10 protein-coding genes are annotated in these 12,907 nt (G+C 68.1%); 7 read left to right on the plus strand and 3 right to left on the minus strand.

All coding sequences use genetic code 11. The features are described from left to right. Nucleotides 1-9: 9 nt before the first annotated feature. On the plus strand, nt 10-3,621 hold the full coding sequence (locus FZ983_RS14675) for a molybdopterin cofactor-binding domain-containing protein (RefSeq protein WP_149224252.1): 3,612 nt from the start codon (nt 10-12) through the stop codon (nt 3,619-3,621). A gap of 75 nt (nt 3,622-3,696) precedes the next feature. Here the strand turns inward: FZ983_RS14675 and FZ983_RS14680 are convergent, their stop codons facing one another. After that, nucleotides 3,697-5,091: a PLP-dependent aminotransferase family protein gene (locus tag FZ983_RS14680; RefSeq protein ID WP_149224253.1), complete on the minus strand. Its 1,395-nt coding sequence runs from the start codon at nt 5,089-5,091 to the stop codon at nt 3,697-3,699. 146 nt (nt 5,092-5,237) lie between these two features. Here FZ983_RS14680 and FZ983_RS14685 point away from each other — a divergent pair, with 146 nt between their 5' ends. Continuing rightward, nucleotides 5,238-6,098 carry a DMT family transporter gene (locus FZ983_RS14685; protein ID WP_149224254.1) on the plus strand — a complete coding sequence of 287 codons (861 nt, stop codon included), beginning with the start codon at nt 5,238-5,240 and terminating at the stop codon, nt 6,096-6,098. Nucleotides 6,099-6,171: 73 nt separating this feature from the next. Continuing rightward, nucleotides 6,172-6,348: a hypothetical protein gene (locus FZ983_RS34080; protein WP_188092351.1), complete on the plus strand. Its 177-nt coding sequence runs from the start codon at nt 6,172-6,174 to the stop codon at nt 6,346-6,348. Between the two features lie 4 nt (nt 6,349-6,352). Here the strand turns inward: FZ983_RS34080 and FZ983_RS14690 are convergent, their stop codons facing one another. Next, a complete protein-coding gene (locus FZ983_RS14690; RefSeq protein WP_149224255.1) occupies nt 6,353-7,327 on the minus strand; it encodes a nitronate monooxygenase family protein in 975 nt (324 codons plus the stop codon). Between the two features lie 390 nt (nt 7,328-7,717). Here FZ983_RS14690 and FZ983_RS14695 point away from each other — a divergent pair, with 390 nt between their 5' ends. The 4 genes from FZ983_RS14695 to FZ983_RS14710 are packed head-to-tail and all read left to right on the plus strand — an operon-like array spanning nt 7,718 to nt 12,321. Then, nucleotides 7,718-9,988, plus strand: a complete 2,271-nt coding sequence (locus FZ983_RS14695) for an ATP-binding protein (protein WP_211102911.1) — start codon at nt 7,718-7,720, stop codon at nt 9,986-9,988. A 4-nt stretch (nt 9,989-9,992) separates the two neighbouring features. Continuing rightward, nucleotides 9,993-10,466 carry a response regulator gene (locus FZ983_RS14700; RefSeq protein WP_149224257.1) on the plus strand — a complete coding sequence of 158 codons (474 nt, stop codon included), beginning with the start codon at nt 9,993-9,995 and terminating at the stop codon, nt 10,464-10,466. Continuing rightward, entirely contained in the window at nt 10,466-11,956 is a 1,491-nt protein-coding gene (locus tag FZ983_RS14705; RefSeq protein ID WP_149224258.1) for an HWE histidine kinase domain-containing protein, read from the plus strand. The genes FZ983_RS14700 and FZ983_RS14705 overlap by 1 nt, the downstream gene beginning before the upstream one ends. Further along, complete coding sequence (locus FZ983_RS14710) at nt 11,953-12,321, plus strand: response regulator (RefSeq protein ID WP_149224259.1); 369 nt, start codon at nt 11,953-11,955, stop codon at nt 12,319-12,321. Before FZ983_RS14705 ends, FZ983_RS14710 begins: the two co-directional genes overlap by 4 nt. 65 nt (nt 12,322-12,386) lie before the next feature. Here FZ983_RS14710 and FZ983_RS14715 read toward each other — a convergent pair whose 3' ends face one another. Continuing rightward, complete coding sequence (locus FZ983_RS14715; RefSeq protein WP_149224260.1) at nt 12,387-12,905, minus strand: copper chaperone PCu(A)C; 519 nt, start codon at nt 12,903-12,905, stop codon at nt 12,387-12,389. Between the last annotated feature and the right edge of the window lie 2 nt (nt 12,906-12,907).

The raw sequence follows: 12,907 nt of genomic DNA on the forward strand, positions 1-12,907 counted from the left end.
GAGCACATCATGACGATCAACCCAACGCCCGGCCCGACGCCCGAAACGCAATCCCAGCCGACGCCGACCCGTGCGGAGCTGATGGCGGCGACCGGCGTCCTGCTGATCGTTGACGAGATCCAGCCGCCCCCAGGCCTGGTCGCCAAGGGCGGCACCGCGACGCCGAAGCCGCCGGAAACGGCGCTGTTCCTGGCGCTGCGCGACGATGGGCAGGTCTTCGCCTTCAACGGCCATGTCGATCTCGGCACCGGCATCCAGACGGCGCTGACCCAGATCGTCGCGGAGGAGCTGGACCTGCGCATGGACCAGCTGCGCATGGTGCTGGGCGACACCGGCCGCACGCCGAACCAGGGCGCCACCATCGCCAGCGCCACCATCCAGATCTCCGCCGTGCCGCTGCGCAACGCCGCGGCGGAGGCGCGCCGCTTCCTGCTGGAGCGCGCCGCCGCCCTGTTCGGCGTGCCCGCGGGAGAGCTGCGGGTCGAAGAGGGGGTGGTGATTGCAGGCGACGGCAACCGCCGCATCTCCTACGGCGAACTCGTGCGGGGCGAGCGGGTGGAGCTGCGCATCAGCGGCAAGGCCCCGCTGAAGCCGCGGGAACAGTACAAGCTGGTCGGAAAGGGGGCGCCGCGCGTCGACATTCCGGCCAAGGCGACCGGCGAATTCTCGTATGTCCACGACCTGCGGCTGCCGGGGATGCTGCATGGCCGGGTGATCCGCCCGCCCTATGCCGGCATCGACAGCGGCGAGTTCGTCGGCAACAGCCTGGAGAGCATAGACGAATCCTCCATCGCCCACATCCCCGGCGTCATCAAGGTGGTGGTGCTGCGCGACTTCGTCGGCGTGGTGGCGGAACGCGAGGAGCAGGCGATCAAGGCCGCACGCGAGCTGAAGATCACTTGGAGGCCCTGGACCCGCAAGCTGCCGGATCTGTCGAACCTCGCCCAGGCCCTGCGCGAGAATCCGAGCACGCCGCGCAAGGTGCTGGACAAGGGCGACGTCGATGCCGCGCTCGCCGCCGCCGACCAGCGGATGACGCGCACCTATGTCTGGCCCTACCAGATGCACGGCTCCATCGGTCCGTCCTGCGCGGTGGCCGACTGCAAGGCGGACCGCGCGACCGTCTGGTCCGGCACCCAGAATCCGCATCTGCTGCGCGCCGACCTCGCCTGGCTGCTGGAATGGCCGGAAGAGCGGATCGACGTGGTGCGGATGGAGGCCGCCGGCTGCTATGGCCGCAACTGCGCCGACGACGTGGCGGCCGATGCGCTTTTGCTGTCGCAGGCGGTCGGCCGTCCGGTTCGCGTCCAGCTGACCCGCGAGCAGGAGCATCTGTGGGAGCCGAAGGGCACGGCCCAGTTGATGGAGGTCGATGGCGGCATCAGCGCCGACGGCGGCATCGTCGCCTACGACTTCGCCACCAGCTATCCGTCGAACGGCGCGCCGACGCTGGCGCTGCTGCTGACCGGGCGGGTCGATCCGGTGGCCGCCGTGTTCGAGATGGGCGACCGCACCTCCATCCCGCCCTACGATTACGAGAACATGCGGGTGGTCATCAACGACATGGCCCCCATCGTCCGCGCCTCCTGGATGCGCGGCGTGTCGGCGATGCCCAACAGCTTCGCCCATGACAGCTACATCGACGAGTTGGCCTTCGCCGCCGGGGTCGATCCGGTGGAGTTCCGCCTGCGCCATCTGACCGAGGACGAACGCGCCGCCGACCTGATCCGCGCCGTCGCCGGCCGCGCCGGCTGGCAGCCGCGCACCGCCCCGCAGCAAACCCCGCCGGAAGGCGACGTGCTGCGCGGGCGCGGCTTCGCCTATGCCCGCTACATCCACAGCAAGTTCCCCGGCTTCGGCGCCGCCTGGGCGGCCTGGGTGGCGGACGTGGCGGTGGACCGCAAGACCGGCGAGATCGCGGTGACGCGCGTGGTGGTCGGCCATGACGCCGGGCAGATGATCAACCCCGATGGCGTGCGCCACCAGATCCACGGCAACGTCATCCAATCGACCAGTCGCGTGCTGAAGGAGCAGGTCGAGTTCGAGGACTCGGTCGTCGCCGCCAAGGAATGGGGCGGCTACCCGATCATGACCTTCCCCGAGGTGCCGGACATCGACGTGGTGATGATGCCGCGCGAGAACGAGCCGCCGCTGGGATCGGGCGAGTCCGCGTCCGTCCCCAGCGCGGCGGCCATCGCCAACGCCATCTTCGACGCCACCGGCATCCGCTTCCGCGAACTGCCGATCACCGCGGAGCGGGTGCGCGAGGCGCTGAACGGCCCATCCGAGCCGGTCCCGCCCTCCCCGCCGGAAGCCGCCAAGCCGCGCAAGCGCGGGTGGAAGGCATGGCTCGGCGCCTCGCTGACCGGCTTATGCGGGGTGATGATCGGCATGGCGAGCAGCGCCCTGCCCTTCCGCGCCGAAATCGCTCCGGTCTCGCCACCGTCAGCTGGACTGTGGTCGTCGGCCACCATCGAACGCGGGCGGCAACTGGCGGCGCTCGGCGACTGCGCGGTCTGCCATACGGTTGAGAACGGCGCCACCAATGCCGGCGGCCGGCCGTTCGAGACGCCGTTCGGCACCGTCTACAGCACCAACATCACGCCGGACCCGGACAGCGGGATCGGGCGCTGGTCCTTCGCCGCCTTTGACCGGGCGATGCGCGAGGGGATCAGCCGCGACGGCCGGCATCTCTACCCGGCCTTCCCCTACACCGCCTTCCGCAACATGACCGACGACGACATGCAGGCGCTCTACGCCTACATGATGACGCAGCAGCCGGTGCGCAGCGAGACGCCGGCCAACACCATGCGCTTTCCCTTCAACCTGCGCCCGATGATGGCGGGGTGGAACACCCTGTTCCTCAACCGCGAGACCTATAAACCGGACCCGCAGAAGACTGCGGAGTGGAACCGCGGCAACTATCTGGTCAACGGGCTCGGCCATTGCGCCGCCTGCCACAGCCCGCGCAACGCGCTGGGGGCGGAGAAGCTGGGCGAGGCTTTCCTGGCCGGCGGCACGGTCGACGGGTGGGAGGCGCCGGCCCTGACCGGCCTGTCCAAGGCGCCGAAGCCCTGGACGGAAGACGACCTGTTCACCTATCTGCGCACCGGCTTCTCCCAGCGGCACGGCGTCGCCGCTGGCCCGATGGCCGCGGTGGTGCACGAACTGTCCACCGCCCCGGAGGCGGATGTGCGGGCGATGGCAGTCTATCTCGCCTCGCTGGGCGGCCATGTGGGCCGCGATGCCGTGGAGACGCCTGCGATCTCTCCGGCCCCCGTCAATTCCGCCAATGGAGAGCGCATCTTCAACGGCGCCTGCCAAGCCTGTCACAGCGACGGCAATGGGCCGACGCTGTTCGGTGTCAGTCCGTCGATGGCGGTGAACAGCAACGTCCACAGCGACAGCCCCGACAACCTTGCCCGTGTCATCCTGCACGGCATCCAGAACCCGGCGACCCGCGACCTCGGCTATATGCCCGCTTTCCGCGACAGCCTGTCCGATAAACAGGTGGCGGATTTGATGGCGTACCTGCGCGGCCGTTTCGCGTCGGACAAACCGGCCTGGACGGACATTGCAAATGTGGTGGCCAAGGCGCGGGCAAATCCGGGTACGCACTGACGCGGCCGCATGCGATGTCGCATAGCGCGCGGGATGGGAGGCCGGATCGACGGAGCGGTGGAGCGTCCGCCGTGTCTACTCTCCTGCCGCCATCGCGCGCGCCAGCACGTCGAACACCCGCGGGTCCTCCATCTGGGCGACATTGAAACGCAGGAACGCCGAAGCCGATCGGGACACGCTGAAGACGTCGCCGGGGGCGAGAACCACAGTCTCGCGCAAAGCCGCTTTGGCAACCTTGGCAGCGTTCCGGCCGTCGGGCAGGCTGCACCAGAGATAGAATCCGCCGCGCGGCATCAGCCATGGACGCAGGCCGAGCACGTCCAGCTTGGCCGCAACCTCGCGGCGGCTCCGCGACAGCCGCCGGCGCAGGGCGTCGAGATGCTTGCGATAGCTGCCGTCGCTCAAGGTCGCCAGGACAAGCTCGGCGGCGACGGGGCTGGGGCCGCCGAAACTCGTCGCCACTTGCAGATCGACCAGCGCCTCCACCCAATCCGGCCGGGCCGCGATGTAGCCGCAACGGATCGAGGCGGACAGCGTCTTGGAAAAGCTGCCGATGCGGATGACCTGAGCCAACCCGTCGAGGACCGCCAGCCGCGGTGACGGCTCGAGCTCGAAGCCGGCGAAGATGTCGTCCTCCACGATGGTGAGATCGTGGGCGGCGGCGGCGCTGAGCAGCTTGTGCGCCGTTTGCGGTGACATCGTCGCGCCGGTCGGGTTGTGGAGCGCGGAGTTGGTGATGTAGAGCCGTGGCCGATGCGCCGTCAGGGCTTCGGTGAAGAGGGCCACATCGGGTCCCTGCCTGGTATAGGGAACACCGACGATCCGGGCCTGATGGGCGCGCAGCAGCGCCTGGAAATTGAAGTAGCAGGGATCGTCGACGAGCACCACGTCGCCGGGGCGCAGCAGGAAACGGCAGATCAGGTCGATGGCCTGGGTCCCGGAGCCGGTCAGAAGGATTTGGTCGGCACCCGCCGATATCCCTTCGTCCGCGAAGTGGCGGGCCAGCAGACGGCGCAGCGGCAGCGATCCGCGCGTGCCGCCATACTCCGCCAGCACGGCATCGTCAGCAGTTGCAAGACGGCGGATCGCCCGTCGGATCGCGGTGTTCGGCATCCAATCGGCCGGCAGCCAGCCGCAGCCGGGCTTCAATGTCTCTGCCGACGCATCGAGCGACTGGCGCGACACCCAGAACGGATCGATGGTCCGGTCGGGGCGGGGCTCGACCTCGGCCAGGGCGAGCGGCGGCACGGCGCCGGACACGTAGAATCCCGAGCCGGGGCGAGAGCGGATCACGCCTTCGGCGGCGAGCCTGTCGTAGGCTTCCACCACCGTCGATGGCGACACGCCCATGGTGGCGGCGAAGCTGCGGATCGAGGGCAGCTTATCACCTGGCGACAGCGTGCGGCTTGCCATCCTGCGGCGGATCGCCTCCATCACCTCGCTGGTCCGGGTTCCGGTCCGGCTGTTCATCGTGCAACCGCCGCCATCTGCGCCGTTCCCATCCGTGTGGCCTCCGTAACCAATACAGTTTGGTCGAATTGTATGGGACTGTCGCTGTCTTCGCCAGCGGATGTGACGCTAGGATCGCCGCGAATGGAGTGGATCGGGGGGGCAGGATGCGGTGGGTTTCGGCGGGATGGGGCAGCGGAATGCTAGGTGTGGTCATCTTCAGCGGTTCGCTGCCGGCGACACGCGTCGCGGTGGCCGGATTCCCGCCGCTGTTCCTGACCTCGGCGCGGGCGGTGATCGCGGCCGCACTGGCGGTCGCGCTGCTGTCGATCCTGCGGCAGACGCGGCCCGCGCGCAGCGACCTGCGCCCGCTGGCCATCGTGGCGCTCGGGGTTGTCGTCGGCTTTCCCCTGCTGACCGCACTGGCGCTTCAACGGATCACCTCGGCGCAGTCGATCGTGTTCATCGGGCTGCTGCCGCTCGCCACCGCGTTGTTCGGCGTGCTGCGGTCGAGGGAACGGCCGAAGCCGGCCTTCTGGCTGTTCTCGACCGTCGGGGGATTCGCCGTCGCCGGCTTCGCCCTGGCCCAGGGGGGCGGCGCATCGCTTGCCGGCGGCCTGCTGATGGTCGCAGCAGTTCTGCTCTGCGGGCTCGGCTATGCCGAGGGTGCCGTCCTGTCCCGGCGGCTGGGCGGCTGGCAGGTCATTTCCTGGGCGCTCGTGCTGGCATCGCCGGCCATGGCGGTGGCCGCTGTCCTGACGATGCCGGAAAGCTGGGCCGGTGTCGCTGCGCCGGCCTGGATCGGGCTGGGTTACGTCTCGGTCTTCAGCATGCTGGTGGGGTTCGTCTTCTGGTATCGCGGGTTGGCGCTCGGCGGCATCGCAGGCGTGGGGCAATTGCAGTTGCTTCAGCCCCTCCTGGGCCTCGCGCTGGCGGGGTTGCTGCTGCACGAGCCGGTCGCCTGGACCATGATCGCGGTGACCGGGCTGGTGGTGCTGTGCGTCGCCGGCGCCCGGAAGTTCGCGTGAGCGGCAAGCAGCCCGGCCACCTATCGCGGCGGGTTAACGACTCCGCCCACACGTCTCCCGCGGGAACCGAAGCGTGGCTGGCGGGTTGATCCAAGCATGGGCGTGGCGTCACCGGAATACGAAGACGCCATGTCGTGAACGAAGCCACACAGGGACCACCACCATGCTCAAGATCCTCGGTTGGGCCATCCTGATCATCTTCATCATCGGCCTGCTGGTCGTCACCGGCATTCTGAAGCTGATCTTCTGACCGCCTACTCCTCGGCCATCGCCAGCGCGCGGCGCAGGTGGGTCCGGCACTCCGCGACCATGCGGCGGATCAACTCGTCGCAGGTCGGAATGTCGTCGATCAGGCCGATGACCATTCCGGCCGACACCACCCCGGCCTGGACGTCGCCGGACTCCAAAGCCGCCCGGCCGCGCTGGCCGGCGACGAGAGGACGCATCTCCTCGAACCCGGCGCCGCCGGGACGGCGTTCCAACGCAACCACCTCGTCCGACACCGCATTCTTGAAGACGCGGGCGGTGTTGCGCAGGCTGCGCAGGATCAGGTTGGTGTCGCGTTCGCCGGCCGCGACCAGCGCCTGCTTGATGGCGTCATGCACCGGCGCCTCCCGCGTGCAGAGGAAGCGCGTTCCCATGTTGACGCCCTGCGCGCCCAGCGCCAGCGCCGCCGCCATGCCGCGTCCGTCCGCGATGCCGCCGGAGGCGATGACCGGAATCTTCAGCGCCCGCACCGCCGCCGGGATCAGCACCAGACCGGGAATATCGTCCTCCCCCGGATGGCCGGCGCATTCGAAGCCGTCGATGCTGATGATGTCCACCCCGGCCCGCTCGGCGCTCAACGCGTGGCGGACGCTGGTGCATTTGTGCAGGATGCGGATGCCGTGCGCCTTCATGCGCTCGACGAAGGCGCGCGGGCTGTTGCCGGCAGTCTCGACGATGGTGATGCCGCTGTCGATGATGACATCCAGATAGCGCTCGTAGGGCGGCGGCGTCACCGCGGGCAGCATGGTCAGGTTCACGCCGAAGGGCCGGTCGGTCATGCCGCGGCAGCGCCGGATCTCCTGTGCCAGATCCTCCGGCGTCGGCTGGGTCAGCGCCGTCAGGATGCCCAGCCCGCCGGCGTTTGATACCGCCGATGCCAGTTCCGCCAGCCCGACCCACTGCATCCCGCCCTGAACGATCGGAAAATCGATGCCCAGCAGGCGCGTCACCTCGGTCTTCATTGCGCCAATTCCTCCCCTTCCCCAGCCTTATCGTTGCCGCTTGCCCACCGCTCCCGCCTTGCCATGAGGCACAACGGGAGTACCCGAACCTATAAGCTGATCCATAAGATGAAATCGCATATGATTTTCGGCCTATGATTAAAGCGCAGATCAGACAAAATTCTGGGAACAGGCCGAAAACTTGCCCTATGATAATGAAAGTATAGGGTCTGATGAATATCCTGCCGTGCCGGTCGCCGCAACGCGACGCGTGCGGCCGGAGCCGGGTTTTGCATCGTGGACTGTTCAGACTGCCGTCGAAATTCCGACGGGAATCCGGCAGACTCTGGTGACGAGGGCCTGAGTCAAGCAGGCCTGCCGGACTGTGACCGAGACGAGCAAAGGACGATCGTGACGCCTGCAACCGGACCGGAACCGTGGCCCCAGACCATGGCGGGCAGTTTTGACCTCGACGCCTGCGCGCGCGAACCGATTCATATTCCCGGCAGCATCCAGCCGCACGGCCATCTCCTGGCGCTGGAACCCGACGGCCTGCGCCTGATCCGCGCGAGTGCGGAAGCCGGCCCGGTGCTCAACCGCCCCCTCGACGAGGCTTTCGGACAGCCGATCGACCGGCTGATCGACGCCGACGGTATGACGTCGCTCGTCCGCCGGCTGCGTGCCGCCCCGGCCGAACCGGTACAGCTCGACATCCTGCACCTGCGCGGCGGCAGCGACCATCAGGCCATCGCCCACCGGTCCGGCGGGCTGGTGATCCTGGAGCTGGAGGATCTCGAAGCCACTGGCGTCGGCACGCTGGAGGCGCTCTACCCGCAGATGCGCGAAGGCATCCGGCGCATGCAGGCGGCCCATGATTTCGAGACGCTGCTGACCTGCACGGCGGAGGAGGTGCGGTCGCTGACCGGCTTCGACCGCGTACTAATCTATCGGTTCGACGAACAGTGGAACGGCACCGTCATCGCCGAGGACGGCAACGGCCGCCTGCCCTCCTACCGCGGCCTGCGCTTTCCCGCCTCAGACATTCCGGAGCAGGCGCGGCGCCTCTACGCGCTGAACCGCTTGCGGCTGATCACCGATGCCCGCTACCGCCCGGTTCCAATCCTGTCGGCAGATCGGGCGGCAGAAGGAGTGGCGGAGCCGCTCGACCTCAGCTTCTCCGTTCTGCGCAGCGTGTCGCCCGTGCATCTGGAATACATGCGCAACATGGGCACTCCGGCCTCGATGTCGATCTCCGTCATGGACGGGGAGCGGCTGTGGGGCCTGATCTCCTGCCATCATGCCGAACCGCGGCAGGTGTCCTTCGCCATCCGCACCGCCTGCGACCTGCTGGGCCAGGTGCTGTCCAGCCAGATGATCGCGCTGGAGCGGGCGGAGGATGCCGATCACCGCATCCGCTCCAAAAGCATCCAGGCCCGGCTGCTCGCCCACATGGCCGCGGCGGAACGCTTCATCGACGGGCTGGCAGAGGATGGCGAGGATCTGCTGTCGCTGGTGAATGCCGACGGCGCCGCCATCCTGTTCGACGGCGATTGCCGACTGATCGGCCACACCCCGCCGCAGACGGTGGTCGAGGCCATCGGCGCGGAACTGGCCGGTCAGGGCATCAAGGATCTGTTCGCCAGCCACCAGTTGCCGGTGGAGATGCAGGCCGCCGCCGGGATGGACGCCAGCGCCAGCGGGTTGCTGGCGATCTCCATCTCGCAGCTGCATCCCAGCTATCTCCTGTGGTTCCGGCCGGAGATCGTGCGCTCCATCGAATGGGCCGGCGATCCCAACAAGCCGGTCGACGACAGCGGCCGGCTGTCGCCGCGCAATTCCTTCGAGACCTGGAAGGAGACGGTGCGCGGCCAGTCCCTGCCCTGGCGCCATGGCGAGATCGAAGCCGCCGGAGACTTCCGCAACGCCATCGTCAGCATCGTGCTGCGCAAGGCCGAGGAGATGGCCGCGCTGAACGAGGAGCTTCGCCGCAGCAACGGCGAGCTTGCCGCCTTCTCCTACTCCGTCTCGCACGACCTGCGGGCCCCCTTCCGCCACGTCTCCAGCTATGCCGAGCTTCTGCGCTCCCGCGCCGCCGACAAGCTGAGCGACCGGGAACGCCATTACCTGGACAGCATCATCGAGGCGGCGAGTTCGGCCGGCACGCTGGTCGACGGGCTTCTGCACTTCTCGCAGCTCGGCCGTGCCACGCTGGCGCGGGTGGAAGTCGACGTTGCCCGGCTGGTGGAGGAGGTCCGCAACCTGCTGGAACCCGACCTGCGGGGGCGCAACGTCCATTGGACCGTGCATCCGCTGCCGACCGTCACCGGCGATCCAACCATGCTGCGGCTGGTGGTGCAGAACCTGCTGTCAAACGCCATCAAATACTCCCGCGACCGCGCCGAACCGGAGATCGAGATCGGCTGCCGCAGCACGGCCGAGGCGCACCAGTTCTATGTGCGCGATAATGGCCGTGGATTCGACATGGCCTATGCCGGTAAACTCTTCGGCGTTTTCCAGCGCCTGCACCGCGAAGAGGAGTTCGAAGGCATCGGCATCGGCCTCGCGAATGTCCGCCGCATCGTGGAGCGCCACGGCGGCCGGGTGTGGGCGGAAGGCGAGCTGGATCACGGTGCGACCTTCCATTTCTCCCTGCCGCGGTCCGCAGCCGCCGAATCGAGGTAGCCCAATGGCCACGCTGAAACCGATCCTGCTGGTCGAGGACAACCCGAAGGACCTGGAGCTGACGCTGGAGGCCTTCGAGGAGGCGCAGCTCGCCAACGACATCGTCGTCGCCCGCGACGGGGCGGAAGCGCTGTCCTATCTGTTCCACGCGGATGGAGAGGCGGTGTCCAAGCCGACCGACCCGAAATACCCGGCCGTCATCATCCTCGACATCAAGCTGCCGAAGGTGGACGGGATCGAGGTGCTGCAGCGGATCAAGGCCAACGACAGCACCCGCGCCATCCCGGTGGTCATGCTGACCTCCTCCAAGGAGGAGCAGGATCTTGTCCGCAGCTACCGGCTGGGGGTGAACGCCTTCGTCGTCAAGCCGGTCGGCTTCAAGGAGTTCTTCGACGCCATCCGCGACATCGGCAGCTTCTGGGCGATCCTGAACGAGCCGCCACCCGGCTGCCATCCCCGACGTCCGCGCGGCACCTGATGACCAGGCTGCTCGACCCGCCCGCAGGGACCCACGTATCGGACGGCACGCCCGCCGATCCAAAGCTGCCGATTCCCTGCCGCGTCCTGCTTTTGGAAGACAACGGCATGGACGCGGATCTGGTGCGCGAGCACCTGCTGATGATCGACGACCATGATTTCGATGTCCAGCGGGTCGATACCCGGCAGTCCTTCATCGCTGCGGTCACGAATGGCGGCCCGTACGATCTGATCCTGTCGGACTTCGACCTGCCCGATTTCGACGGCATGTCGGCGCTGGCCATCGCGCGGGAGCGGCTGCCGCGGGTGCCCTTCATCTTCGTGTCCGGCATGCTTGGCGAAGAGAACGCCATCGAAGCGCTGAAGAAGGGCGCTACCGACTATGTGGTCAAGCTGCGGATGGAGCGCCTGCAGGTCGTGGTGCGCCGCGCCCTGGTGGAGGCGCGCGACCGCAACGAACTGGCCGATAAACGCCAGGCCCTGGCAGAGAGCGAGGCACGGCTGCGTTTCGCGCTGGAGGCCGGGCGGCTCGGCTCATGGGAATTGACGCTGGCGGACAACCGGCTGCGCGTGTCCTCGATCTGCGCCGCCAACCTGGGCCTGTCGGATCCGGATGAACTCGCCAGCTACGACCGGCTGCTGGAGCATGTCCATCCCGAGGACCGCGACTATCAGCAGGCGATGGTTCGGCAGGCGGTGAGCAGCGGTTCTCCACTGGACATGGAGTACCGTACCGTCTGGTCCGACGGCAGCGTCCATTGGGTGCAGGTGCGCGGCCGCGCCGTTTACGACCGGGACGGCACGCCGACCGGACTGGCCGGCGTCTCGCTGAACATCACCGACCGCAAGAAGGCGGAGGAGCGGCAACTCCTGCTGCTGGAAGAGTTGAACCACCGGGTGAAGAACACCCTGGCGATGGTGCAGTCCATCGCCAAGCAGACCTTGCGCGCCGCCCCGTCGGTTGAGGCGTTTCCGGATGCCTTCCAGTCCCGTCTGCGCGCGTTGGCACAGGCCCATGACCTGCTGACCCGCCGCCAGTGGCAGGGCGCCTCGCTGAGCGAGATCGCCGCTCTGACGCTGGAACCCCATGTCCATGCCGGCCGCGTCAAGGTCGGCGGGCCGCCGGTCAACCTGACGACCGGGGTCGCGGTGTCCCTGCACCTCGCCTTCCACGAGCTTGCCACCAACGCCGCCAAATATGGCGCCCTGTCCGCGGAGAACGGCCGGGTGGAACTGGATTGGGAGATCGCGAAGCCGGCCCAGCCGCCGGTCCGCGCCGGCAAGGACGGTCATGCGGGCGCGCTGGTGCTGCGCTGGCGCGAGAGCGGCGGGCCGCCGGTGGTGATGCCGACCCGCCGCGGCTTCGGCTCCCGACTGATCGAAAGGGGCCTTGCGCATGAGTTGGAGGGCGATGTGGCACTTGCTTTCGACCCTGCCGGCGTGCGATGCCGGCTGGTGATCCCCTTGTCGTCGCGAGTGAGCCCGCAGTGACCGACGCGAACATTTCCGACCTGACCGTTCTGATCGTCGAAGACGAGCCGCTGATCGCCATGAGCCTGGAGGACGCCCTGCTCGACCAGGGCGTAACCTGCCTCGGCCCGGCCGGCTCGGTGGCGGCGGCGCTGGAGATGATCGAGGCGGGCGGCTTCGACATCGCCCTGCTCGACGTCAACCTCCGCGGCGAGCGGGTGGATGCGGTGGCCGACCGATTGGCCGTCGCCGGCATCCCCTTCATCTTCACCACCGGTCATGGGGCGGAGGGGCTGCCCGACGCCCACCGTGCGCGTCCGGTGATCGGCAAACCCTTCCGCGACCTGGACATCACCGACGCGCTGGCCCGTCACCGTCCGCGCTGACTGCATCCCGTCAGGGTCATTCCAGGGGTCCGCCGGCAGGGGATGACCTGCCGGCGGGCTTTCCGTTACTGCTTCTGGGGCTGCCCATGCGCGGCGCCGACCGCCGCACCCATGTGGTTATGGCCGTGGTCGGAGCCGCTCTGGCCGGCGGCCTCGACGGCGAGTTCGACCTCGACGCTGCCGGCCTTCTCGAAGCTCAGGGTCAACGGTACGCGCTCGCCCTTCACGAGCGGCTTTTTGAGGCCGAGCAGCATGACGTGCAGCCCGCCCGGCGCCAGCTTCACCGATTCACCGGGTGCGATGGCAATGAAGGGCACTTCACGCATCTTCATCACGCCATCCTCGTTCAAATGGGTGTGCAGCTCCGCCTTTTCGGCGGCGGGGGTGGAGGCGGCGACCAGACGGTCTTCCGCCGTGCCGGTGTTGGTCAGCGACAGATAGGCACCGCCGTTGGGCGCCGACGGCGCGGTGGCACGGGCCCAGGGATGGCCGATGTCGATCGGACCGGCCTTATAGCTGTGGGCCAGGGCGGCACCAGCGCCGAACAGAGCGAGAGCGGTGGCGATGCCGAAAATGCGCTTCATTG

Origin of the sequence: Azospirillum sp. B21 (assembly GCF_008364825.1) — a bacterium.
In the GTDB taxonomy this organism is placed as follows: domain Bacteria; phylum Pseudomonadota; class Alphaproteobacteria; order Azospirillales; family Azospirillaceae; genus Azospirillum.